The following is a 26,817-nucleotide window of genomic DNA, read 5'->3' as shown; positions in this document are numbered from 1 at the left end:
CCGCCTCAAAATATTCCTTTATGAGACAGCCCCTACAAAATATACTTCCTATTTCTTCATTTCCCTTAGAAACTCTGACATTTTTTCTAAACCAGCTTGGAATATCTTAGGGCTAAAAGCATATCCAATTCTCACAAAGCCTTCCATGTCTAAGGCTTTACCTGGTACTAGCATAACACCCTTTTCTTGCAATAATTTTATACAGAATTCCTCGGAAGGCATATCAATGTCATATTTCAAAAAGGCTGTTGTTCCTGCTTTAGGTCTCACGTAGCTTATTAGAGGTTCTTTCTCAATCCATTTATCTAATATCTCAATATTGTTTCTTACTATTTTTAAGTTTCTCTCTAAGATTTCTTCCTTATGTTCCATTGCTATTGCTGCTAATCTGTCATCAATCTTCCCACAACTGATAGTATTATAGTCTCTACGTTTATTCACTTCACCTATAAATTCCTTTGGTCCAACTACCCAACCAAGTCTCAGTCCAGCTAGTGAAAAGGTCTTTGACATACTTGCAGTACTAATTCCCTTTTCATATAAATTTGCAATTGAAGTAGTAAACCTCTCTCCTTCATGATTTAGTCCTCTATAAACTTCATCACAAAGAACATAGGCTCCACAGGACTTAGCAATTTCTACTATTTCCTTTAAGAACTCCTCATCCATTAGTGCTCCCGTTGGATTATTAGGGTTATTTATGCAAATAAGCTTAGTTTTATCATTGATATAGGACCTTAGCTCATCTAGGTCAGGTAGAAAATTATTTTCTGGTTTTAGTTTTAAGATTTTTACATCCGCACCATATGCTTCTGGGATAGAGTAGTGTTGTTGATATGTTGGAAGTACTGAAATAACCCTATCTCCAAGTTCAACCAAGGTGAAAATCGTTAGTGCATTTGCTCCAATTGCACCATGGGTTATTGTAATATTTTCGATATCGATGTTTTCATAAAGCTCTGCTATTCCCTTACGAAGCCTAACAGACCCTTCTATGTCTCCATAGGTAAGCTGCATTTTTAAAATGTCTTCAACTATTTCTTCTTTGTTATCTGTGAAATCTAAAAGCTCATTGACAGTTAAAGATTCCACACAGGTTTCAGCTAAATTGTACTCACAGTTGTTCTCATATAAATTCATCCAAATTTCAACGCCAAAATCTCTAATTTTCATGTTGTTTCGCCCCCTATTATTTTTTTTATAATACATAGGAAATTATAAACCTCTAAAAATTGTAGATAGATATAATTTCCGTACATGTATTTCAAAAAAGTCAACCTTATAAATCTTTATCGGAGACTTTTTTATAGATTTACTTCTACTCCTAAGCCCTTCTCATCAGCAATGTCTAAAACAAGTTTAGAAGTTAATAGATCCTGAAGCGCAATACCAGTTGAGTCATAGACAGTTATGTCGTCATCACTCTTTCTACCCTCAGCTTTTCCTATTATCACCTGTCCAATTTCCGCAATAATATCTTCCTTTGTTATGGCACCCTTTTTTATAGGAATTTCAGTTTCTCCTACGTTTACTGCTTGACCTATATCATCTACATATACCCTTGCTATGCTAAAGATATTTTCATCTATCTCCTGCTTGCCTTCCATATCGGCTCCTACACAACTGAAGTGAGTTCCCTTCTTCACCCACTCTTTCATTATCATAGGCTTTCTAGAAGGTGTTGCCGAGATAATAACATCACTTAATCCTACGGCCTCTTCGATGTCGGATACGGCTTCAAATTTTACATCAAACTTTTTAGAAAGTTCCTTGTATACTTCTGATCCTTCTTCATACATAGATAAGAACTTATCCATTATTTTCTCTTTGATCGATTTACTTAAAGCTAGCGCATTATCATAGTTCATCGCATCATATATTCTTACTGTCTTTATGTTATCCATCGCTATTAATGTAGCAGCAATTTGAAACATCGCTTGATGCCCAGCACCAACCATCAATAGATTTTCTGAGTCCTTTCTTGCTAGGTATTTTGCACCGATTGCTCCAGCAGCTCCAGTTCTCATACCTGTTATATACTCCGCATCTAATATAGCTAGTGGCATACCTGTTTTACCATCAAATAGCATTGTAGTTCCAAACAATGCAGGTAAATCCTTTTTGGGATTTTCACCAAACCATGAGACAAGCTTAAGTCCAAATATATCTGCACCTTTAAGATGTCCTGACTTAATATCCATGTCGGCTACGCCTCTCTCAAATTCATGAAATACCATTGGAAACAGCTCTGCTTGTCCTTCGGCTTTTAGAGTATAAACTTCTTCAACTGTTTCAATCACCTTTTTCATATCTAGGATTTCTTCAATAGTCTCTTGATTAAATACTTTAATTTTAGACATTTTTTCTCCTCCTCATTCTTTTGTATGACTATGCTATTTTGATTCACCTTATTACTTAATAAATTCAATTTTTTCAGAAAGTTTTCCTTTGTGATATTCTATAACCCAAGGTCATATTTTTGTGATTTCCTAAAAGCTCATATCTTAGTTTAAATAATGAATTTTGCAAAAACTGAAAAAAGCGTGTATAACACGCTTTTTAATATTATTTTTAGGATTCTTCTACTAGTTCTTTCTTTTGAAACAGCTTCTTAAAGTCAATCTCAGCTGTAATCATTCCAGTTAAAATTAAAATAGCACCTAAAGTTCCTCTCCCACTTAACAGCTCCCTAAAGAAAATATAGCCAAACATAGCTGCGAAAACCGGTTCACCAGTATAAATTAAGGCTGTGTGAGTTGAGCTTGTAAATCTCTGAGCAACATTTTGTATGATATATGCTGCCGACGTACAGACTACACTCAGTATTAATATACTAATCCAAGAACTTCTCCCTGTAGGCATTATAGGATTTTCTATTGCAAAAGATGTTATTAGACTTAGTAGGCCTACTACCCCCACCTGAATTACGGCAAAGGATATGGACTCTACTTCGGCTGTATATTTACCGACTGCTATTATATATAATGCAAATACAACTGCACACAAGAATGTGTAGATGTCTCCAATATTTATACTACTTATTGATGTAACTTCATTTAAGCTTAATAAAGCCATACCGATAAAAGCTAGTCCAGCACCATATATAGAGGCTCTTTTTGGTATTTGCTTTAATAGCAAGGGCGAAAATATTGGTACCAATATTACGTTTATTCCTGTGATAAATGCTGATTTAGATGCTGTAGTATACTGTAATCCTACGGTTTGAAATGCATAATGTAAATACAGAATAAATCCTAAAAGTATCCCCAGCTTTAATGTCTTTTTATCTATCTTCATCATATTTTTAATGAAAAAGAGTGAAGATATAGCTGCAGCCAGTATAAACCTAATTGCTAAAAAGTTATATGTTGGTAATTCTCCTAAAGCAATCTTTGTCAATATAAAGGATGCCCCCCAACCTATAGTAACAAATAGCAATGCTAAGTCTGCCTTCAATTGTCTAGTCATTCATATCCCCCATTTACTTTCTATTCTCTATATATAGTTCATAGTGAACTCAGTTAATTTAACAATTCTCTTTTCCAATAATATTTTCCTTTGTAATATGTTAGAACAGAAGGGTGCCCAATTTGTACTTTCTTCAAATGCATTAATAATCATGCCTTATTAAACCCGAATTATTCATAAAAAACTCAAAACTCTGCTACGTCCTTTCAAACCTTTCATGAATAATTCGGGTTAAAAATTTTATATATCTTAATTGCTATGGAGAGCTGTTCATAGAAACTCCCATCCAAATCCTCCATGCCCAGAATTTCTTTCATTTTATTAATTCTATATCTAATAGTGTTGTCATGCTGAAAAAGCTCCTCGGAGGTTCTTTTTACATTTCCATCATTGTCGATGTACTTTATTGCAGTAGTCAGAATTTGAGTATTGTATTTTTTATCATAGTTTTTAAGTGGTGTAATTATCTCCTGATAAAATTCATTAATCCATACTTCATTCACATGTGGCATTATCACCTTATATATTCCAATATCCTTATAGAAGGTTATACTACCATCGGAGATTTCACTTGTATCAACGGCATACAGGCCTTCATTAATCCCCCTAGCTAACTCGTCTAAACTTGAATGATTATTACTTATTCCAACGATATATTTGTTGTCATCAATACCAATATCACCTATTAGTTTATTTATACTTTTCACAGCACTACTCTCATTCATATCTTCATAACTGAAAATTATTAGTATACCAGATCTATATTTAAATACTGCGTTATAGATACTTTTGTCCTTACTTCTCTTATATCTTTCTAGTAATTTAATTATGTTTGTATTATTCACATACTTTTTCTCTTTGCAATAGGCTGCAATAAAATTTTCTTTAAATGAACTATTTATCTCTAGTGCTAGTTCTCTAATCATTGTCTTGCTTATATTATTTTTAACTATTATATCGACTTTAGTTTCCAGTAATTCATAATTATCACTATCTCTAATGGCATCAATAACATCGGTTATTATATCTTCAAAGTATACCTTATTGGCGAAAATAAATATTGGAAATGATTTTTCGTTGGCATATTCAATTATTTCGTTAGGCAGTTCGGAGTAAAATATATTTTTTATTGCTAAACCGGTAACCCCCGCTTTAATCAACTCCTTAATAGACTGAATAAGCAAATCATCATCATTTCTTGCAACAGTAAAGTTAGTTAGTACAAAGTCACCTTTGCCAAAGGCTACTTCGATGTTATCGCTTTTATCAATTATCTCATGGTCTAATATCCCCATCTGTTCTATTTTTTTGTCAAGTCCCCATTCACCAGCTACAAGCCTAAAATCCTTTAAATTATCTAATTTCAAAGCCTCAGAAATAGTTATGGACATAGAGTCATCTCCTTCTAATCCGTAGTATTATAATCTCAAAGTCTTTTTATAATAAGTTTCTTTGTTAATATGAGATTTCCTCTTCATATGAAAAAAACAAGGATATTTTTATATTATCCTTGTTTGAGACTGTTGACAAACCCGAATTTCTTCGTTGTTGCCTCAAGCAAGAACCCTTACGTATGTCTGTATACGCTGCGGTCTCTTGCTTTCAGCACGCCTTGAACTTCGGATTTCTCAACAGTCTATCATCTTGTAGACTTTGTCTACAATCTGAAACAAGGATATTTTTATATTATCCTTGTTTCCTTGTATTATATTTATACTCCAAATACATTCTTAGCTATATTTACAGATTGTCTAGCATCCTTACCGTAGTAATGTGCCCCTATCATATCAGCATATTCCTTATTTAATACTGCTCCACCTACCATTACTTCACAGTCAATCTCATACTTCTTTAGCTCATCTATCGTTTCTTGCATACTTTGAACTGTAGTTGTCATTAGGGCACTGAGTCCTACTAGTTTAATATTTTCTTCCTTTGCTGTGTTTACTACTTTCTCTATAGGTACATCCTTTCCAAGGTCTATTACCTCAAAACCATAGTTTTCAAGGAGTATCTTAACTATGTTTTTACCTATATCATGGATATCGCCTTTCACCGTTGCAAGTATTATTCTTCCCTTTGATATTTTTTCATGTCCTTCTACCAACAACTTTTCCTTTATTACTTCAAATGCTATTTTAACTGTTTCAGCACTTCTTATAAGTTGTGGTAGGAATATTTCTTGCTTTTCATACTTTTCTCCCACTCTATCTAAGGCAGGAATCAAGTAGGAGTCAACTATTTCCATTGGATCTTTAGTCTCTAAAAGCTTCTTGGTTTTTTGTTTTGCCTCGTCCTTTATTCCGTCTATAACTATTTGATTTAAATCTTTTTCTATCTTCTCCTTCTTATCCCTTTTAGGTTCACTTTTCTTTGATTCTTGACTATAGGCTGCAATATACTCCTTACATTCCTTGTCTTGATTTGTGATTACTCTAAAGGATCTTATCGTATCCATTAGTATTTCCGAAGTTGAGTCTGTAATTGGTGCATCGAGTCCATAACCCATTGCAAGTGCTAGGTATGTAGCATTAATAATCTTTCTATTTGGAAGTCCAAAGGATACATTGCTAGCTCCAAGTACAGTTTTCACATTATATTTTGCCTTTATCATTGGTATAGCCTTTAGTGTTTCCATTACGGCTTCCTGGGCAGCTGATGCCGTAAGCACTAGGCAGTCTATTAGAATATTTTCCTCTGGTATTCCATAGGTTTTGGCTGTTTCAATAATCTTTGAGGCTATCTCAAGTCTTTTCTCAGCGGTCCTTGGCAATCCATCTTCATCTAATGTTAAACCTATGACACATGCACCATATTTCTTGGCTATTGGAAAGATTTTTTCCATGCTTGAAGCTTTACCATTTACTGAATTTATTATTGCTTTACCATTATAGATTCTAACTGCTTCCTCGATTACGTCGGTCTTTACACTATCTATTTGTAATGGCAAGTCTATCAAAGACTGAAGCTCCATAACGACTTCTTTCATCATTTCCTTTTCGTCTATTTCTGGTAGCCCTAGGTTTACATCCAATATATCTGATCCAGTATCTTTTTGAGCTATGGCTTCAGATATTATATAGTCAATATCCTTATTACGAAGTGCTTCCTTAAGCTTCTTCTTTCCAGTAGGATTTATTCTCTCACCAATTATTTTTACACTTTCTCCAATGATAACTGTCTTTTTGGATGAGCAAGCTGTAGTTAATTTCTGATTATCTAATTTTTGAGGTTTCAAATCCGTTAGCTTTTCCCTTACTACCTTTATAAAGTCAGGGTCTGTACCACAACAGCCTCCAAAGACTGATATACCCTTGCCAGCCATTATTTTTATTTCTTCAGCAAATTCCGGTGCTGTTAAGTCATATACGGTCTTTCCATCCCTTAGCTTAGGAAGTCCTGCATTTGGCTGTATCATTACAGGAATAGTGGCATATTTTAAAATTTCATCAACTATTGGTTGAAGCTGCTTTGGTCCTAATGAGCAATTTACCCCTAAAACATCTACTCCAAGGCCTTCTAACACTTGAACCATCGTAATGGCATCGGTAGCCATTAATGTACGTTTGTTTTCTTGGAAGGTCAGTGTACAAAAAACAGGTAAATCACTATTTTCCTTCGCAGCTAAAATAGCAGCTCTAGCTTCATATAGATCTGAGATTGTCTCTATTAATATAATATCTGCTCCTGCTTCTTTACCGGCTACTACTTGCTCTTTAAATACATCGTAAGCATCATTGAAGCTTAATGTTCCATAGGGCTCCATCATTTTTCCTGTTGCCCCTATATCTAAGGCCACTAGTTTATCTCCAGCTGCCCTTTTAGCTATCTTTACAGCCTCTTTGATTACCTCTTCCACAGTGTATGGAGAGTCTTCCAGCTTGAATCTATTTGCTCCAAAGGTATTAGTAGTTATAATATCTGCCCCGGCCTCAAGATATTTTTTATGAATGTTATATACAACTTCTGGAGAGTGAACATTATAGCCTTCTGGAAGTTCTCCTCCCTTTAAGCCTTCTCTTTGAAGCATAGTTCCCATAGCTCCATCAAAGAATAGAAAATTATTTTCTAGCAGTTTTTGTATTTCCACAGCTATCCCCTTCCTTTGCAAATAAACAATTATCATGTAATCTACAGTCTTTACAACTTAATTTTACAACCTTTACTTCCTCGCCAATACCTATAAGGGCAGTTACAGATTTTCGAGGAATTAATATATAACTATCGGTAACGGTAAGCCCTATATGTTTTTGAGCATCTAAAAGGTTTAGTATCTTTGGCTGAATCTCTATTGATAGGTCTCCATATCCTGGGCTATATCTTGATGTAATATTATATCCATTGTTTATTGCGATTTTCTTTACTTCCGATTCTACTCTGTCACACAAAGCTTCTATTCCTGCCGTAGCACAGGCATCAAATATTACACTCTTGGTTAGATTAACCTTACTATAATATCTAATCCTTTTATCTACTTCATTACCTAAGGTTACAGCCATAATAGCACATTTTTCTGAATTCTGTAAATGCTTATATATATCTTTTCCTTCTATTTTGAACTTTGAATTTTTAAAGTAGATATTTCCTTCTTCTCTTTTGATTTCATAGATATTATACACAAAGTTGGTCCTTGCTATTTCTGATATTTCCTCTAAACATTCATCTATAATACCATCGGTAATCTCATCGGCTTCTTTCTTGCCATATCCAAGGTAACGTAAGACCTCATTTTTATCAATTACTAAGTCTATATCCTTTTTATTAATCATGTTGTATTCAAGATGCCTTGTCATCAGTCAATACTCCTCTTATATTAGTGATGCTTTCAATAATCCTTCTTGTTGTTTTCGGCCTGTTCATTGTATAAACATGGATTCCGTCTATTCCCCAAGATAGAAGATCAATAATCTGCTCTATTGCGTAGGCGATTCCAGCTTCTTTTAGGGCTTCTGGTTTATGCTCGTATTTTTCTAATATACGAAGGAACTTTTTAGGCAAGCTGCATCCTGATAGTGAAACAATTCTTTCAACTTGCTTTTTACCTAGTACCGGTAATATCCCTGCTATTATAGGTACATTTATGCCTAGTTTGTCGGTTTTCTCTTTAAAACTATAGAAGGTTTCATTATCGAAAAATAACTGAGTTACTAGAAAGTCTACTCCTGCATCTACCTTTTCCTTTAAGTACAGTAGGTCCTTATCTAGACTTTCACATTCTAAGTGCTTCTCTGGATAGCATGCTGCACCTATACAAAAATCATCGTTTTTCTTAATGTGTGCAATCAAATCCTTTGCATATTTATAATGATCAGGACCTATATAGTCAGGTCCAGCTCCGTCTGGATAATCTCCTCTAAGTGCAAGTATATTTCTAACACCCTTGGCTTTAAGGGAATTCAATGTTTCTTCAACCTCGTTCTTAGTAGATGTTAGGCATGTAAGATGGGCTAAAGCCGATAGGTCATATTTATTTTTAATAAAGGAAGCTATATCTACAGTAGTATCCTTTGTACTTCCTCCTGCACCATAGGTTACACTAATAAAGTCAGGTTTCATATCATTTAAAGCATCTATTGTATTGTATATAGTTTCTACAGGATATTCTCTCTTAGGTGGAAAAATTTCAAATGAAATTAATGGACTTTTATTTTTAAATTTATCTCTAATTAACATAGTCATCCCTCCAGTTTTAATTAATATTTATGGTTTAACTAACTCTATCTTTCCCCATGCACCCATCTTGTCTTCTATAATTATTAAAATACCTTCAATGCCTTCGATGGCCTTTCCGTATTCTATTCCTTTATTTATGTCATCTGGGTCCTTTATGATATTTCCTATAGCCGTTGCAGTTGCATCTGCCAATAGGGTATCCTTTGATAAAACAACCACCGCATCGGCCTTTCCAAAGCTTATGGAATGTCCAATCGTACCTGCCGAGGTACATATTCCAAGGGGCGTATCTTCTGGAGATATTGATAATGCAATCTTCTCTGAAAATGGAGAATTACCAGCGTAAATTAGTATTTTTCTTCTCTTATTTGTTTTTATAAATATATCTCCACCATTTTCGATTATTATTTCATCTGTGTAATTCAATAGGTCGAGGCCCACGTATTGTGATACAGCACCTGCAACGGCAGCCATTGGGCCTACATTAGCATGGTTCGCTGCTTCAGCCATATGTTTTACTATTTCATCAGCATCCTTTGAAACTTCTAAGGGTACTAAACTTTTATAGAACTCAGTATCATTATCACCGTAGTCCTTAATGGCTGTTCTATACTTTTCAAGATATTGTTTTGCTTCCTTCACAAGGTTAGTTTTGGCGGATATGTGTAGATCCGATTCCTTATCAATTACTGTGAAATTTATGAAATTGTCTGCCTTCATGTATTCTCTATAAAATCTTTCTTCGTACATTTAATCACCATCCCCAAATAACCTCTGTCTTATATCATCACGCCTACTTAAACGATGCTTGCTATGGCCCTAACTGGACATGCTTTTATACATAGTTTACAGTCAAGACATCTATCCTTATGGAATTCTATCTTCCAGTCGTCGCTCATTGTAAGGGCTCCTACTTCACAGATCGATGTACATGCTCCACAGTTAACACATTTATCTTCATCTATAGTTATTGCGGTTTTTATTACTTTAACCTTTACACCTACAATTTTTAGATATTCTATACTTAGATCGATTTTTTCTTCTAATCCCTCTACTTCAAGGAATAAGGACCCCTCAATATTGTAATCTATCGACGCTCGTAGGATATTTATTTTTAAATCATAGTTTTTTATAAGGGTGTATGTAATAGGTTCACCCGTTAAATTTGTTGGGAATGATAATAGTAATAATTTTTTCATATCCTACGCCTCCTCTTCTTCTACTATTTCAAGGGAATTCACTTTATTATTTAATGGTAATGGCTGCACCGGTTCTTGTATTTGGAAATCACCCTTCCTAATCCAATCCTTCAGCTCATCGGCAATCTTACGGGCCTTATGAAGACTTGATAGCGGTGCCGTTTTGATTTCTTTACCATCAACAGTTACTTTGCCGCTTCTAAGCTCTGCATAGCTTACTCTACCTAGACTCGGCTTGCTTCTTCTTGGGACACTATAATCAATTATATTTGTATGAAGATCTTTGTCTTCAACGGATACATACTTCATCATTTCTTCATCAAGTATTGGAATAGGAATACCTATACCTACAAATATTGATGTACCATAATTTTCGAAAACTGCCGGTCTAATGTATTCCGTGCTCATATTCTTAAGATCCCCTATTACGGCTAATGTTCCAGCTCCACCTAGTGGCACTCCATTCTCGTCTCTATTACATGCGGAGTTAAATTGTGTACCCTGCCATGATATATATCCAACGGTTCCACCTAGAAATATTCTTGTGCCTATACCGATAGTTCTATATAGCGGGTCATTGAAAAGAGGGCTTAGTTGACCTGCCGTTGAGTATGTTATATTTCCTTGATCGGGCTGTAATATTCCCATGTAGGTATATATCCTTCTATCAGAAGTATTAATAGCTGCATTATAATTTTGATAACAGTTTCTTGGGTTAAATAAGTATGCCTCGTTGATGGATTCCTTAGTGATATATGTTTCTACTTCCTTACATGGATAGCAATCTGTACCACGGGCCGTTGCCATTAGATGAACTTTCTTTCCATCTATTAGATCACAGATAACATGGGCTCCGCCATACTCCATTCCTTTATCTTCCGATTCTTCAGTTGCTCCTATATATACATCAACAGCTGCAAGTCCTGAGTACGCAGGTACTCCATTTAAATGTACCTTTGACATTTTTATTGGCGGATCTGAGTGCCCAAAGTTAAGAAAAGCTCCCGAAGAACACATAGGTCCGAAGGTTGCTGTAGTAACAACATCCACATATTTTGTAGCCTCTTCTATCCCCTTTTCCTTAACAATATCGATTACCTCTTCAGCAGTAACTACCACAGCTGTACCATTTCTTATCTTTTCGTTAATCTCCTCATAGGATTTTTTCACTGCCACATTAATTCCCCCTTAGATAATTATTGATTATTTGTTTTCTAATTTTCTAAATATTTAAAAAAGCCTTTTCTGACAGAGAAAAGGCTTTTAATCACAGCATTCTCATCTGTCGGTATCACTACCGCTGGATTTAGCACCTTTGTACACGGAGTACAGGTTGCCGGATTTCATAGGGCCAGTTCCCTCCATCACTCTTGATAAGAAGAATATTTAGTTTTGATATATATAATACGATAAACATCTTACTTTCTGGAGATTTGACAGCCAGCGTTTTTGGGGATGTTAAATCTTCGGAATGTAATAGATTTTTCGTAACTTATATATAAAATATTAAAAGCCTTTTCCAACAGTGGAAAAGGCTTAATAAACTCAGCGTTCTCATCTGTCGGTATCACTACCGCTGGAATTAGCACCATTGTACATATAGTACCGGTTGCCGGACATCATAGGGCCAGATCCCTCCGTCACTCTTGATAAGAGATTAATTATTCACTTTTATGATTGATTATAAGTATACTGTCCTTAATAACAATTGTCAACACTTTTTTCAAAATTTTTTCTCAACTTTCAAGGTAGATAATACAAGGCAATATCATTGGCAATTACAACCTAATAAAACCATATATATATTCCTTGACACATAATAACGTGTATGATATTATGTTTATATTCCACGGAATATAAATCCGCGATATAGTAAACAATATGAAATCATAGGCTATAGCATGATAAATAATGAAAGCAGAGAGAAATATAGTAAAGTATTAGAATTCAGTAACTCTAATATTTCTTTAGAATGCTAAATTTATATGATATTCAGAAGTGTTTTTTAAGATAATCTTTTAAAATTTTATATGAAAGAGGCGATAAAATGAAAGTACATTTAATTTATTTTAGTCCCGGCGGTACAACAAAAAAGACAGTACAAAACATTGCAAAGGGCATGAAGGATCTTGAAATCATAGAGCATGATATGCTAAGAAAAGAAAACAGAGAAAAAACATATAACTTCTCAAAAGACGACCTTGTGATACTTGGAATGCCGACAGCATCTAAACTATTTGGTCTACCAGCTGAAATCATTGGTACCTTAAATGGAAATGGTACTCCATTTGTTGGAACTGTTACCTGTGGTAATGGTTATTATGGAAAGGCTCTCATTGTAATGAAAAAGGCAATGGAAGAAAGAGGCTTTAAAATGGTAGCCGGTGGAGGATTTATCGGTCAACACACTTTTGCATCAAATGTCGCAACAGGTAGACCCGATGCAAAGGACGAAAGAATACAGGTTAAGTTTGGGGAAGACATCTATAAGAAAGTAGTAATTCTAAAGGATCTTAGTTTTAATAGAAAACTAAAAATAGACTGGCCAGATGAAGGTGCATTTTCAACTATTAAATGCGCTCTAATTTCAGCCCTACCAGGATTAGGAGTGAAACTTCCAAACTCATGGAAAGAGCTATCTGTGTCTGATTCATGTATTAAATGCGGCAAATGTGTAAAGCACTGTCCTACGGAAGCAATTACATTAAAGGGGAATATAGAATTTGATATAAATAAGTGTATTGGTTGTTATGGCTGTGCTAACGCATGTCCTAAAAAGGCAATAAAGTCTGCGAGTCCAGCATTGATTAAATCCGTAGACAATGTAGTTAAATATAGAGATAAAAGAAAAGAGCCTGATGCATTTCTTTAGAAGCTAAGTAAGTAATTGAAGAAATTGCATAATAAATATGGTATAGCTCTGTGGAATTTAAGACTATATATAGTAGTAAGTTTTTTAGGATTGTAATTATGCAATTTGCTCTATTAATAATTTTTGTGAGGTGTATATAATGGATGGGGTTAAATTATTTAATAATGCGATGAGTAAGAATCTAATAGAAAATAGAAGATTCTTATCAGGTAGAACAAATTATTTACCGTCGTATGCAAAGGCTGTTGTAAAACTAAAAAAGCAAGAGAAAATAAGGGCAGAAATATTGGCGAGTGATGATGTTACTGTTCCTCCTATATTGATTATTAGCGTTACTAATGATTGTAACTTATCCTGTGCTAGCTGCTATGCTTGTGCTCAAAACAGAGTTAAAGACGATGAGATGACTATTGATGATATAGATAATATAGTCAAAGAAGGTATTGATTTAGGAGTAAGTATTATTATGATAGCTGGTGGAGAGCCCCTCGTAAAAAAGAATATCCTAGATATTCCTAAAAAGTACAGTGATACTCTATTTGTTATGTTTTCAAATGGATTATTAATAGATGATAAGGTAACAAGGCAACTAAAAGACATTAAGAACTTGATAATAGCATTTAGCTTAGAAGGTGACGAAGAATCTACCGATGAGAGACGTGGAAACGGTGTGTATAGAAATGTTATGTCGGTTATGCAGAAACTTGATGACAGTAAAATTATATTCGGAACATCGATAACCTTAACAAGTAAAAACTATGATTTAGTTATTAACGATTCTTATTTGTCTAATTTAGAAAAAATGGGCTGTAGAGCAGTATTTTTAATAGAATATGTACCTTGCAATGGTGATAAAGGTTTATGTTTGACCGAGAAACAAAAAGAAGATCTAATTATGCAAATAAGTACACTCAGTAAGAATTATTCTATGTTGGCTATCCCCTTACCTGGAGACGAGGAAGCTTTTGGTGGTTGTTTAGCAGCAGGTAGAGGTTTCTTGCATATAAGTAGTACTGGTAATGTAGAAGCGTGCCCTTTTGCTCCAATTTCTGATGTTAATTTGAAAGAAAAATCTTTAATAGATGCTTTAAAATCTAATATGCTAAAAAAGATAAGAGATAACCATCATTTGTTGCAGGAATCACAAGGTGGATGTGCTTTATATGAAAATAAAGAATGGATTGATGAGTTAATTTCTTAACTTAAAGCAATTTCTATGGACTAAAAAGTATTGCTATTTTCAAAGCTTATAAAAATATCACAATTTCTTTTCACCAGATTGTATTTTTATTAAAACCCTTGATACCTACTTGAATATAAATACTAAAATTTGCTAGAATGATTATATTGAATCTGAATTGTTCATAAAAAATTCGGGTTGAATTTTATCAAAGGTTACTTTTCTACTAACTATAGTATTTATTGTGTTATATTTTACAACATTTAATATCCGAAAGGTGAAAAGTAGGTGATTATATCAATAAAATAACTTGTAGCATTGTAGAGATTTCAAGGAAAATGAGCTGTCATAACCATTCGTATGCTCAGATAGTGATTCCTCTTGAGTCCTATGTCTATATACAAACAGATTATGGAAATTTTCAAATCGACGATAAGTCTCTAGGTTTTATACCACCTAATTGTTATCATCAATATAGGAGCGAATCTGGAAAAAAATCATTAGTAATTAATATTCCTAATAGCATGATTAAAAAGACAGATATGGAAAAACTGAAATCAAGTAGCAAGACTTTGATTGATAACAGAATTTCATTATTGATTAGTCTAATTACTCAGGAAATTGAGGAAAATCCAGATTCTGAATCAGTTAAGTATTTATTTTTCTATTTATACGATAAGATTATTGAAAGAAAAAAATCCAAGTCAATAGATTATATCAATAAACACTATAACGAGAGTATAAGTGTATCTCATTTAGCAGCACTAGAGCATTATAATGTTAATTACTATACTGAATGGTTTAAAAAGCAAACAGGAATGACGCCGAGAGACTATATTCAAAGATTAAGGATCGAAAAGGCTAAAGAGCTTTTATTAACAACAAAGTATAGTATTAGTGAAATATCTAATCAAGTAGGTTATGATCACAGTTCGTCATTCTGTAGGATATTTAAGCTATTAGAAAATATGAATCCCACTGAGTATAGAAAGTTGAATTCCTAGTATCTTTATCCCTAAGAAGTATATTGTAATAAGCTATTATTTAGACTCTTCTTGACCAGATAAAAGAGCTATCCAAACTGAGATTCTGCTAATAATCATCTGAAATACTGTATAGAGAAATAAGCCTTCAAACTATATAATTATTTAAGAATTTAGGAATTCATAAATAATTATTCGGAGGTATCAATATGATCAGTATGGAAAGGAAAAGTCATAGAGAAGCACTATTTACAATAGCATTCTTATCTCTTACAGGTCTTTTTATAGGTTATTTGAGTTTTAGTATGGATACATCGAATTTATTTTCATCACTCATGAAAACTGCCTATAGTTTATTGCTAGAGACTGCTTTCTATATACTAGCAATATCTGTTATAATGGGAGCTGCTGGCAATCTTGCTTCAGAGTTTGGTGTTGTGAAAATATTAAATTACATTTTCTCACCATTTATGAGGCCACTTTACAATCTTCCAGGTGCATCTTTTCTAGGTGTCGTAACAACTTATTTATCCGATAACCCTGCAGTTATTACCCTTGCAAATGATAAATCTTATCTTGAATATTTTAATGAAGATGAAGTTCCGTGCCTATGTAATTTAGGAACATCCTTCGGTATGGGACTGATACTTACTACATTCATGATAGGATTTGGATTTTTCAAGGAAGCTTTAATAGGAAATTTAGGTGCAATTATTGGTAGTATTGTCAGCGTTCGTATAATGTCATATAAGATTAAGCAAAAAGGGTATTTTTCAAAGGCTGAAAAGAGAGAAGTTCCTAAAGATGATTTGGAAAATACTTCAGAATCGTCAAACAATAATTCAGAAGACTCTTTCTTTATAAGATTTATGACTGCAATGCTTGAGGGTGGTAAAAATGGCGTAGAAATGGGAATAGCGATTATCCCAGGTCTACTATTCGTGTGTACTATAATCATGACATTGACCTTTGGCCCTAAGGACCCAACCATAGGCTACCAAGGTCTTGCATTTGAAGGCGTTGCATTACTACCTAAGCTAGGAAATCTTTTAGCCCCAATCATTAAGCCTCTATTTGGTTTTTCAAGTCCTGAAGCAATAGCTTTTCCTATCACCTCTCTAGGTGCTGTTGGAGCAGCAATTAGTTTAGTTCCAAAATTTCTAGACCTAGGAATAATAGGTGGAAATGATATTGCGGTATTTACTGCCATGGGGATGTGTTGGAGCGGTTATCTAAGTACACATGTCGGAATGATGGATGCATTAAAGCATAGAAAACTTATTTCAGCAGCTATAACAAGTCATACAATTGGCGGATTGGTCGCTGGAATATCAGCACACTATATATATTTATTACTCACATAATAACTTAAACAGGGTGTCTCAGAATGATGAATTTCTGAAGCATCCTGGAGCTGTACTCATAGGATTGCTTTATGAGACAACCCCATTTTTATTTTTATACATAATGAATTTTATGAAAATAGATACTTTTTTTTTAATTCTAGATAAACTCCTGAACACCTATATTAAACTCTTTCCCATCTATTGTTATTAAATAGTTACTCATACGCTTTACATCTTTTATTATTGTATTTTCTTTCATATCCTCAATGCATCTAATCAACTTTCTTTCTCTTTCTTTTATAAGCTTTTGAGCTTCAACTATACTTATTTTCTCGAATTTTATTCTATCGCCAGTTTTAAGCTGAGCAAGATATGGTAAATCAACAGAGATTACATTTGCTATCTTAGTATATCCACCGGTGGTTTGTCTATCGGCCATCATTATTATTGGCTCTCCATGACCAGGTATCTGTATGGCTCCAAATGTAATACCCCCTGATATTATATCTGCTCCGTCTTCATGTACAATTTTAGGTCCACCTAGTCTGTATCCCATTCTATCACATTGATTTGTGAGTGTATATTCACTATTTAAAAACGTATCTATACCTTCCTGAGTAAATCTCTCATCCTCAGGACCCATTATAACTCTAGCTATATATTGACTATCAAATACTGGTATTAGCTCCTTTGGTATTTTCCTAACCCCTAGATATTTTTTACTCTTCTCTATATCAACTGGTACAATATCCCCTATCTTTAATTTTCTACCCTTATATCCCCCTATTTTTCCTCTTAGATATGTGGATTTACTTTCCATGAGGCTTTCTACCTTAAATCCTCCCGATACTGCTAGATACGATCTACAACCCCTCTTCAACTGTCCAAAACTTAAGATGTCACCTCTATTCACATAAACAGTACTATACATTTCTATTTCTTTATTATTTATTCTAGGAGAAATATCCCCTCCTGTAATGGATATAATTAAATTTGAGTCAAACTCAATTTTAGGACCCATAAAGGTTATTTCCATAGCAGCTTCATATCGATCATTACCGACTAATATGTTTGCAAATTGTAAAGACAATGTGTCCATAGCTCCACCGGCTGGTATCCCATACTGGCCATAACCTATTCTTCCAGCATCTTGGATAGTTGTTAGGAGGCCTGGATTATGAATCCTTATACTACACATTATATTCGCCCTCCTTAAACATTGTCTTTTTTATGCTATACTTACTTTCTTTTATCTCCTTACATATTACTTCATATTCTTCTTTACAAATTGGCTGAAACTTCAAGTATTGTCCAGCTTTTAAAAGAACAGATGGTTTTCTCTTAGCATCAAATAGATTTAGCGGTGTTCGTCCTATCAGCTGCCAGCCACCGGGACTATCTATTGGATATATCCCAGTTTGATTACCTGCGATTCCTACAGAGCCTGCTGTAATTTTTTCTCTGGGCGTCTCTAATCTTGGAGTAGAAATTCTTTCAGACATTCCACCGAGATAAGGAAAACCCGGTGTGAATCCCAGCATATATACTAAATAATTTGTTCCGCTATGGATGTCTATAACTTCTTCTACGGTTAACTTATTATGTTTAGCCACATGCTCTAGATCAGTACCATACTCACCTCCATATAATATCGGAATATGAACTACTTCCCTTGGAGGTAGCTCTATATCGTCTATAGATTCCTCTATATCCATTAATCTTTTTGCAAGCTCCTTATATGAGGTTTCAAGGGGATTGTATAATACTAAAACCGTTGTATAAGTAGGAATAATCTCAATAATTTCTTTTAGCTGCATCCTTTCAATACAATAGGACAAAGCTCTTATTTTTCTATTTACTTCCTCAGAAATCCCATCGCCAACTTCCAAAATTATTCCGCTGTCTCCAGAGGCAAGAATTTTACTTTTTTTATACATAGCCAGCAACCCCTTCTAGTTAGTCAAGACAACCCATTAAATTATATCCTTTAAAGCTGTAAGTTCCACTCCATTATTTGTGAGCTTTTCTCTTAGACTCTTTATAAACTCTAGGGCCATCACATTATCACCATGAACACAAATACTATCAGCCTTTATTTCCACATCCATTCCATCTATGGATTTAACTACTCCCTTTTTAATCATACCCTGAACTCTAGCAACGCAAGTTTCTGTATCATGTATTACTGCACCCTTGAGTTTTCTTGATACTAAGGTTCCATTATTATTATAGGCTCTATCGGCAAATACCTCATTTGATGCTTTAAGTCCTATATCCTTTGCTGCCCTTATCATTTCAGAGTTTGCTAGTCCCATAAATATTAGTTCTCTATCTACATCGTAAACTGCCTGGGCCAAGGTCTTCGCAAGCTCATGATCTTTAGCGGCTGCATTATAAAGGGCCCCATGGGGCTTTACATGTTGAAGTCTTCCTCCACAGGCTTCGACAAAGGCCTTTAATGCTCCAATTTGGTAAATCATATATGCTCTGGCTTCTTCCATACTTATATTCATGCTTCTTCTCCCAAATCCCATCAAATCAGGATATCCAGGGTGCGCTCCTATACTAGCTCCCTTTTCTATGGCTAACCTTACTGTTCTTTCCATCACAACAGGGTCCCCAGCATGGAAGCCACAAGCTATATTTACTGAAGTTACATAATCTAGTATTTTTTCATCGTTTCCTATGACATAGTTTCCAAAGCTCTCTCCAAGGTCACAATTTAAATCTACCCTAAACATATCATCACCTTCTAATTTTATTTCTTCATTGGCTTACTTTTACAAATCAGCTAGCTCATCATTTTTTACATCACATATATACATATGACCAGGTGCATGGGTAATCATTATTTCCGGCTTAACATTCATTGCCACAGCTTGAGGAGTAACCCCGCATGCCCAAAAAACCGGTATCTCATTTTCCTTTATTTCTACGGAATCTCCAAAGTCAGGATTATGTATATCTTTTATTCCTATTAGCTTTGGATTCCCAATATGAACTGGTGAACCATGTACCCTTGGATATTTTGAAGTTATCTGAACAGCTTTCACTATTTTATCTAGCGGTATAGGTCTCATGCTGACTACCATCGGTCCTGAAAACACGCCCGCAGATTTGCATTCAATATCTGTTATATACATTGGTACATTCTTCCTAGATTCTATATGCCTAACTGGAATTCCTTCATCAATTAGTGCCGATTCAAATGTAAAGCTACACCCCAATACGAAGGCTACAAAATCATCTCTCCAGTGCTCTTGTATTTCAAAATATTCTCCCTCTAATTGACCATTCCTATATACTCTGTATTTAGATATATCAGTAGTTATATCCGAACCTTTGGAGATGACTTTTAACTCCTTCTCTCCAATATCAGTTACTTCTAAAATCGGACATGGTTTAGGATTTCTATGGGCAAAAAGTAAAAAATCATAGGCTAGACTTTTAGGTAAAACTACTAGATTTCCCTGGGCATACCCCCTACAAAATCCTGCAGTAGGTCCTTGAATCATCCCTTTTCTAATTTGTTCTCTTACCTTTGAAGGTTTTTCAAATGACAACTCAAGCATATTTCTTGCCTCCCTTCAACAATAGTAACCGGAGGTTTGACCCTCCGGTATGTTAACATCTTACATAAGGCCTAAAACCTTAAGTATACTTCTAAGTCCAAGTCCAATGGCTACAAGAACAACTATACTTCCTAATATATTTACAACTCTACTATTAACATATTTACCCAATCTTTTTTTATTGTTCATTACTGATAAAAGGAAAACAGCTACTATTGGAAGTAATACTCCATTTGCCGCTTGTGCAAATATAATTGCTGAAAGAGGTTTTAATCCTATAGCAGAGAACACAATACCTATGGCTAAAACTAGCATCCATACTGCCTTAAATTTCTTATCCTTAAAGTTCCTTTCCCATCCTAGTGCTCCTGCTGTTGCATATGCCGCTGCAAGGGGAGCTGTTATTGATGATGAAAGTCCCGCAGAGAATAACCCGAAGGCAAAGAAATATTTCGCCCACTGACCTAGTAAAGGTTCAAGCTGTTTCGCCATATCTCCAGCACTCTTTATCCCAATTCCAGTTCCAAAGAATGCCGCTGAAGCCGTTATCATTACTGCTATTGATATTAATCCACCTAGGATTATTGATATAAAAATGTCTGATCTTGCTTCTCCGAGGCCCGATGAATCCTTCCATCTTTCCTGAACAGCTGAGGAATGAAGGAATAGATTATATGGAACTACCGTAGTACCGATTAATGCCATAACTATAAATACCGATCCCTTTGGTACTTTTGGAACAAACATTCCCGCTAGGATCTGTCCCCAATCAGGTCCAACTACTATTGCTGTAGTTATAAATGTTAAACTCATAAGAACAACTAAGCAAATAAGTACTTTTTCAATTAATTTATAGCTTCCAGTATATAATAGTATAAATGCTCCAATACCCATAACCGGTCCCCAAACGTTCATAGATATTCCTGTAATTGATTGAAGACCTAGGGCTCCACCTAAAATGTTTCCTGTTTCATAGGCTGCACAGCCAATGCCTATTGCAGATATAACTAAGAAAATGCTTATATACTTGGTTAATGGATTCTCAAACTGCTCTCTTAATGCTTCTCCTAGACCCATTCGTGTAACTATACCTAGTCTAGCTGACATCTCTTGAAGTATCACAGTTGCAAATACTGAAAATACCATTGCCCAAAGCAATGAATAGCCAAAACCAGCTCCTGCCAATGAACAGGTTGTAACCGTTCCTGGACCTATAAAGGCTGCTGTTACTATGGCAGCAGGTCCCATTGTTTTCAATCTCTCCATGAAGCTTTTCTTCGTTCTTGATGTTTCCATGCTATACCTCCTTAGAATAATATATTACTTCTCTTACCTATATTGCAATATGTATGCCAAGGTTTTTTTGTTATTTTCTCTATATTGTGAATAGTTTAGATATTGTTCACAGCATTAATAGTGCGATTTCGAACATAGAAAATGAGCGATTTCGCAAAATTTGTGCGAAGTCGCTCATTTCTTCATAGAAGATATTTCTCTATTCTTCTTTTTAGGGCAAATCTACTTATACCTAATAGTTTTGCTGCTTTAGAATGATTTCCTTTAGTATCGGCCAGAGCCCTATTTATGTATCTTCTTTCAATGCTTTGTATCTCATCTTCTAGAGAAAATTTTTCGTCAAAGCTTTCTTGAAAGTCATTGGACATGATATCATTTATATTAATTTTATCAATATCATGTTCTCTAATTTCCGTGGGTAAATGCCCAACATCAATATACTCAACATTGTACAATATAACTATTCTCTCTATAACATTTTTTAACTCCCTAACGTTCCCAGGCCAGCTATATGACTGTAGCCTTAATTCCACGTCTCTGCTGAATCCTTCAATAGTCTTATTAAACTTTTTATTATATTTAGCTAAAAAATATTTCCCAAGCAATAATATATCATCGCCCCTATCTCTCAAAGGAGGTAAATTAACAGGAACTACATTTAATCTATAGTACAAATCCTCCCTAAATTTCTTTTCTTTAATGGCTTCTTCTAAATTCTTATTGGTTGCGGCTATTATTCTTATATCAACACTTACATCTAGAAGCCCCCCCACTCTCTTGAATTTGCGATCTTCTAGAAATCTCAATAACTTTGTCTGCATGTCCATAGGTATTTCGCCCAACTCATCTAAAAATACAGTTCCTCCATCCGCAACTTCAAATAACCCCTTTTTTCTAGAAGCTGCTCCAGTAAAAGCACTTTTTTCATATCCAAATAATTCACTCTCCACAAGTTCCTTTGGTATAGCTCCACAGTTTATCTTTACTATTGGTGCCTTACTTCTGTCGCTTTTATTATGTATCGCCTCGGCTACCAATTCCTTTCCAGTCCCAGTCTCTCCCCTTATAAGTACAGTTACCCCATCATTTTGAGACAGTATATTAATCTGTTTATATGTTTCTAACATCGTAGGATTCTTTCCTATCATTGAATTGCTATCATATTCTTTTTCTTTTTCTAATAGATATAGTTTTGTTTTCATTTTTAAATTATCAAGGGCCTTTGATATTATTATGTGCACTTCTTCTAGATCAAAGGGTTTTTTTATATAATCGAATGCTCCATTTTTTATTGCCTCAACTGCAGTCTTGATATTTCCATAGGCAGTCATTATTATGACTTCAGTATCATTATCATCTCTTTTGATTTTCTTCAGTATTTCAATCCCATTCTCATTACCTAACCTCATGTCAAGAAATACTACATGGGGCTTGAAGATTAAAACCTTTCTTAGACCGTCTCTACCATCAAATGCCGAATCTACTTCATATCCGAGATCCTTTAACCCCTCGGTTAAAGATAAGCAGATGGTTTTCTCATCATCAATTATTAGTATTCGTTTATTCATCTATATCACCGCCGTTAATAGGAAATTTAATTTCAAATTTAGTGCCCTTCCCTAAAATACTCTTGGCCTCAATTTCTCCATTATTCTCAATAACTAGCTTGTGAACAACGGATAAACCTAGTCCAGTTCCTTGAGGGTCAGTAGTAAAAAAAGGATTGAATATTTTTTCAAGATTTTCTTGCTTAATACCTTCTCCATTATCTTCAAAGCTAATGCATAATAACTTCTCTTTTTCCCTAGACACTATATTCAATTTAATGTTAAGCTTTCCTTGCTGTTTTGATGCCCTCACGGCATTTTTTATTATATTTATAAATACTTGTTCAATTTGTGCCTTGTCCACAAAGACTGAAAGATTGCTGGTTTCTATATACACATTTGTCTTTATATCCTTTTCCCTCATATCTTTTTTTGTAAGATCCAATGACATATTTAAGATTTCTAAAATATTTGTTATCTCATATTTAGGTGAATGGGGCTTTGCAAAATCCAATAACTCAGTTATAAGATTATTTAGCCTATCAATTTCATATATAGTACTGTTAAAAAGTTTCAGGTTTGATTCATCATCTTCGTTGCACAGCCTTCCTCTTAAAACCTGAACACTCATTTTCATTCCAGCTAGAGGATTTCGGATCTCATGTGCTAATCCAGCGGCTAGCTCACCAACTGATGTCAGCCTATTTATTCTCTCAATATTATTCTCAATCCTCTTTCTCTTTGTGATATCGCTAAAGCTGCATATTGCTCCATTTGTTTCCTTATTATCGGTTCTTAAAAGAGACGTGGTAATATCTAAATACTGTTTATTGCCATCGACAGCTCTATTAAAAACTATTACCGCTTCTTTACTTTCTTCTTTTAAGATGGTTTCATTTAGCTGTTTCATTAGAGTATTATGGACCTTTTCTTTTTCTTCAGAGGAGTTTGTGCTATATTCTAATATGTTTTCTCCAGCTTGATTTATCGACAGAACCTTCCCCTTTTTATCTGTTGTTATAATCCCAATAGAAATGTTTCTAAGAATATCCTCGTTATATTTTTTCATATCTAATAGTTTTCTTGTATTCTTATTAAGCTTTCTAACCATGTTGTTAAAGGCCTCAGCCAATATTCCTATCTCATCTTCTCTATTTATATTTATTTTCTCATTTAAATTTCCCTTACCAATTTTATAGCACATGTCGGCTAGTATCTTCATGGGTTTTGAGATATTATGGGATATTAAGATAGTAGCCTGCATTGAAAAGACCAAGAATATAATCGCTAATAAAAGGGTATATTTCTGAATCTCAATTAGTTCATCTGTAAAGATATCCTTGTTTAATCCATATCCAATAGTCCACTTCCACTTATCAAAGCTTCGATATACAAATAATAAATCTTCATCGCTATATGCATTTGTTTTAGTTCTAATAGCTTCACTCAAAATTCTCTCAACAAATGAACTATCTCTATTAAGGTTATTTAAGATTAGCTTATTGTTTTCGAAGACAACCAAACCATTTTTATTAAGCTCTTTAAAGTAGTCGATAACCCTTTCTTTGGCTAAGTCATCACCATTGGACTCTTTATCCACCATATTAATGAATACCATATGGTCATCAAGATTATCTTCAAAGTTTTTTGTTTTATTATTTAGAAGTAATTGATATCCATTCCAGTATGATACTATACCTAAAATTATAATTGGCAATATTACTAATATCATAAATGGAATGAGCATTTTATTTTCTATATCCCACTTCATTATCAATCACCTTTTTCTTGTCATAAGTTCTTTTGCTAACTACATAAAATAGTATTAATGATACTACTACTGCCGGCAAAACAGGATGGATAACTATGTCCGATGGTTTTATAAGAGTGTTTATAGCAAAAAATATACTTATTGTTATCAATCCACCTATAAAGGAAGCCATAGCACCCTCCTTGGTTGCCCTTTTCCAATATAGCCCACCATACAATGGCAGTAAGAAGGTCACTGAAAAAATTCCCCAAATATAACTTCCATAGATTAAAAGACTTGTTGGTGGCTTAATAGAAAGTATCAATGATATAGTTCCTGCTAAAAATATAGATAGCCTATTGAGATTCAATAGCTTTTCTTCACTTATCTTGGGATTGATAAAATTCTTATATATATCATAACTAAATCCACTTGCTAATATAAGGAGCTGTGAGTTTGCAGTTGATATAGCTGCAGCAGCTATGCTTATCAATATAAATCCACTTAGTGGAGAGTAAATTACATTGTTAATTATATAGGGAAAAATCTCATCTACTGAGGCTATACTTGCAACCGATGGCTCCAATACCCTTGCACCAATACCAATTACTAATATTCCTACATATATAACCGCTAATATCAATACCGAAAAACTTATCATCTTTACAGCAGTCTTCTTATCCTTTGCTGAAGATACTCTTATGGCATACTGTGGATTTGCTGCAAGGCCAAGACCCCATGCAAGGCAGACAGTAAATATCATGCTTGGTCTCTGAAGGCCATTACAAAACGGGTCTAAAAGACCTCCTTTTTCTATTACATGTGGAAAGTCGGGAAAGGGTTTTGTGGCTATCAGGCCTGCCTTCTGGTTCATGAGAGTTATTCCTCCAATATCTTTTAATATAATAAATGCGGCTAGAATTGTTCCTATAAATAGTAAAATGAAATTGAGTCCATCGGTTCTTGTAACTGAGAATAGTCCTCCAAAGGTAGTATATATAACGAATAGATATACAAGAAAAATTGATAGGGTATAGTTTATGTCCAGAAGCTCCGACATAACAATTCCAAACCCACGAATCTGGATTATAATATATAAAATATAACAGATTACTATTACTAGTCCACCAAGTCCCTGGAGTAGCCTACTATTATATCTGATCCTAAAGTACTCTGGGACAGTCACAATATCATAATCCTTTAGCTTTGCAGCCATGAATACTAAAAAAATTGCTCCTAAAAACCACCCCACTACTGAATATAATATAACTGAATATCCATAGGCATAAAGGGTTCCCGTGAGACCTTGCATGGAAGCAGCACTAAACCATGTTGCTGTAAAGGTAAAAATACTTGCCTTTAATCCTAGACTGCTTCCAGCAACAAAAAAGTCTCTATTATCCTTCGTTCTCTTAAAGCCTCCCTTACCAAACCATAGAAGTACAAAGGTGTAAAAGGCAAAGTATATTAGATACATTAAGCTTTTGTTCATCTTATTAAATCACCTTCTTATACTTTAGAATAAGTGCGACTATCGACGGTGCTAGGGTAGAAATAATAAATAATCCACCTACAATAAACCAAGTTCTAAATGGCAAGCCCAATAAAAAACTACTACTGTTCATCAATCCACGTCCTTAAGTGTAATCTCATTTATTACTTTTTCTTAACATTTATTAATTATAGTTCTTTTTTCGTGTTCATTTTCCTCTATAAGAATTATTTTATAAAATTTTCATTACTATAAAAGTCATATTATTTACTCTTTGGACAAAGAGTGGTTATTTTTAATAAATCTTTCAGCCTATTTCAAATTTTATAAAGAAAAAAAACTATGAGCTATTTCATAATCGATTTTTCGATTAGTCTACTCATAGTTTTTTTCTTTACAAAATTCTCTATTTAACTATTATCAAATTAAACTCTCATAG

General features: G+C 34.3%; 23 protein-coding genes and 2 riboswitches. Of the genes, 4 read left to right on the top strand and 19 right to left on the bottom strand.

The genetic code is table 11. The features are described 5' to 3' along the window. Positions 1-48: 48 nt before the first annotated feature. From R9X47_RS24100 to R9X47_RS24055, 10 genes are all read right to left on the bottom strand, one after another. Positions 49-1,173 (bottom strand): aminotransferase, encoded by a 1,125-nt coding sequence (locus tag R9X47_RS24100; protein ID WP_432663638.1) that lies wholly within the window; start codon positions 1,171-1,173, stop codon positions 49-51. A 131-nt stretch (positions 1,174-1,304) separates the two neighbouring features. Then, positions 1,305-2,360, bottom strand: a complete 1,056-nt coding sequence (locus tag R9X47_RS24095; protein ID WP_432663637.1) for an ornithine cyclodeaminase family protein — start codon at positions 2,358-2,360, stop codon at positions 1,305-1,307. 211 nt (positions 2,361-2,571) lie between these two features. Continuing rightward, positions 2,572-3,468: a DMT family transporter gene (locus R9X47_RS24090; RefSeq protein WP_432663636.1), complete on the bottom strand. Its 897-nt coding sequence runs from the start codon at positions 3,466-3,468 to the stop codon at positions 2,572-2,574. A 215-nt stretch (positions 3,469-3,683) separates the two neighbouring features. Next, positions 3,684-4,859 (bottom strand): PucR family transcriptional regulator, encoded by a 1,176-nt coding sequence (locus R9X47_RS24085; RefSeq protein ID WP_432663635.1) that lies wholly within the window; start codon positions 4,857-4,859, stop codon positions 3,684-3,686. 320 nt (positions 4,860-5,179) lie between these two features. After that, entirely contained in the window at positions 5,180-7,558 is a 2,379-nt protein-coding gene (locus tag R9X47_RS24080) for a homocysteine S-methyltransferase family protein (RefSeq protein WP_432663634.1), read from the bottom strand. Beyond that, positions 7,530-8,261, bottom strand: a complete 732-nt coding sequence (locus tag R9X47_RS24075; RefSeq protein ID WP_432663633.1) for a vitamin B12 dependent-methionine synthase activation domain-containing protein — start codon at positions 8,259-8,261, stop codon at positions 7,530-7,532. The genes R9X47_RS24080 and R9X47_RS24075 overlap by 29 nt, the downstream gene beginning before the upstream one ends. Further along, positions 8,245-9,141, bottom strand: coding sequence for a methylenetetrahydrofolate reductase [NAD(P)H] (gene metF, locus R9X47_RS24070; protein ID WP_432663632.1), 897 nt, complete (start codon positions 9,139-9,141; stop codon positions 8,245-8,247). Before metF ends, R9X47_RS24075 begins: the two co-directional genes overlap by 17 nt. A gap of 27 nt (positions 9,142-9,168) precedes the next feature. Then, a complete protein-coding gene (locus R9X47_RS24065) occupies positions 9,169-9,891 on the bottom strand; it encodes a UPF0280 family protein (RefSeq protein WP_432663631.1) in 723 nt (240 codons plus the stop codon). Positions 9,892-9,938: 47 nt separating this feature from the next. Then, entirely contained in the window at positions 9,939-10,340 is a 402-nt protein-coding gene (locus R9X47_RS24060; RefSeq protein ID WP_432663630.1) for an NIL domain-containing protein, read from the bottom strand. 3 nt (positions 10,341-10,343) lie between these two features. Further along, on the bottom strand, positions 10,344-11,516 hold the full coding sequence (locus R9X47_RS24055; protein WP_432663629.1) for a homocysteine biosynthesis protein: 1,173 nt from the start codon (positions 11,514-11,516) through the stop codon (positions 10,344-10,346). Positions 11,517-11,615: 99 nt separating this feature from the next. Further along, positions 11,616-11,720, bottom strand: a riboswitch (SAM riboswitch). A 171-nt stretch (positions 11,721-11,891) separates the two neighbouring features. Continuing rightward, positions 11,892-11,996, bottom strand: a riboswitch (SAM riboswitch). Between the two features lie 391 nt (positions 11,997-12,387). Between R9X47_RS24055 and R9X47_RS24050 the strand changes: the two genes are divergently transcribed. The 4 genes from R9X47_RS24050 (at position 12,388) to R9X47_RS24035 (ending at position 16,739) form a co-directional block, all read left to right on the top strand. Then, on the top strand, positions 12,388-13,212 hold the full coding sequence (locus R9X47_RS24050; RefSeq protein ID WP_432663628.1) for an EFR1 family ferrodoxin: 825 nt from the start codon (positions 12,388-12,390) through the stop codon (positions 13,210-13,212). Positions 13,213-13,351: 139 nt separating this feature from the next. Next, the gene (locus R9X47_RS24045) at positions 13,352-14,413 is read left to right on the top strand and encodes a radical SAM protein (protein WP_432663627.1); all 1,062 of its coding nucleotides are present in this window, start codon (positions 13,352-13,354) and stop codon (positions 14,411-14,413) included. Between the two features lie 317 nt (positions 14,414-14,730). Next, complete coding sequence (locus R9X47_RS24040) at positions 14,731-15,396, top strand: AraC family transcriptional regulator (protein ID WP_432663626.1); 666 nt, start codon at positions 14,731-14,733, stop codon at positions 15,394-15,396. A gap of 197 nt (positions 15,397-15,593) precedes the next feature. Beyond that, positions 15,594-16,739, top strand: coding sequence for a CD0519/CD1768 family membrane protein (locus tag R9X47_RS24035; protein ID WP_432667691.1), 1,146 nt, complete (start codon positions 15,594-15,596; stop codon positions 16,737-16,739). Positions 16,740-16,878: 139 nt separating this feature from the next. Here the strand turns inward: R9X47_RS24035 and R9X47_RS24030 are convergent, their stop codons facing one another. The 9 genes from R9X47_RS24030 to R9X47_RS23990 form a co-directional block, all read right to left on the bottom strand. After that, positions 16,879-17,919: a biotin-dependent carboxyltransferase family protein gene (locus tag R9X47_RS24030; protein ID WP_432663625.1), complete on the bottom strand. Its 1,041-nt coding sequence runs from the start codon at positions 17,917-17,919 to the stop codon at positions 16,879-16,881. Beyond that, complete coding sequence (pxpB, locus tag R9X47_RS24025) at positions 17,912-18,658, bottom strand: 5-oxoprolinase subunit PxpB (RefSeq protein ID WP_432663624.1); 747 nt, start codon at positions 18,656-18,658, stop codon at positions 17,912-17,914. The genes R9X47_RS24030 and pxpB overlap by 8 nt, the downstream gene beginning before the upstream one ends. A 36-nt stretch (positions 18,659-18,694) precedes the next feature. Further along, a complete protein-coding gene (locus tag R9X47_RS24020; RefSeq protein WP_432663623.1) occupies positions 18,695-19,462 on the bottom strand; it encodes a LamB/YcsF family protein in 768 nt (255 codons plus the stop codon). A 39-nt stretch (positions 19,463-19,501) separates the two neighbouring features. Beyond that, positions 19,502-20,293: a putative hydro-lyase gene (locus R9X47_RS24015; RefSeq protein ID WP_432663622.1), complete on the bottom strand. Its 792-nt coding sequence runs from the start codon at positions 20,291-20,293 to the stop codon at positions 19,502-19,504. Positions 20,294-20,353: 60 nt separating this feature from the next. After that, positions 20,354-21,589, bottom strand: coding sequence for an Nramp family divalent metal transporter (locus R9X47_RS24010; RefSeq protein WP_432663621.1), 1,236 nt, complete (start codon positions 21,587-21,589; stop codon positions 20,354-20,356). A gap of 182 nt (positions 21,590-21,771) precedes the next feature. After that, positions 21,772-23,157, bottom strand: a complete 1,386-nt coding sequence (locus R9X47_RS24005) for a sigma-54-dependent transcriptional regulator (protein WP_432663620.1) — start codon at positions 23,155-23,157, stop codon at positions 21,772-21,774. Then, on the bottom strand, positions 23,150-24,907 hold the full coding sequence (locus tag R9X47_RS24000; protein WP_432663619.1) for a sensor histidine kinase: 1,758 nt from the start codon (positions 24,905-24,907) through the stop codon (positions 23,150-23,152). The genes R9X47_RS24005 and R9X47_RS24000 overlap by 8 nt, the downstream gene beginning before the upstream one ends. Further along, entirely contained in the window at positions 24,885-26,378 is a 1,494-nt protein-coding gene (locus tag R9X47_RS23995) for a sodium:solute symporter family protein (RefSeq protein ID WP_432663618.1), read from the bottom strand. Before R9X47_RS23995 ends, R9X47_RS24000 begins: the two co-directional genes overlap by 23 nt. A gap of 4 nt (positions 26,379-26,382) precedes the next feature. Next, positions 26,383-26,511 carry a hypothetical protein gene (locus R9X47_RS23990; RefSeq protein ID WP_432663617.1) on the bottom strand — a complete coding sequence of 43 codons (129 nt, stop codon included), beginning with the start codon at positions 26,509-26,511 and terminating at the stop codon, positions 26,383-26,385. Positions 26,512-26,817: the final 306 nt, after the last annotated feature.

It is taken from the genome of Wukongibacter baidiensis (assembly GCF_050888315.1).
Classification (GTDB): Bacteria; Bacillota; Clostridia; order Peptostreptococcales; family Caminicellaceae; genus Wukongibacter; species Wukongibacter baidiensis.
Note: the sequence above shows the minus strand (reverse complement) of the source record. Positions and strands in the feature narration are given on the sequence as shown.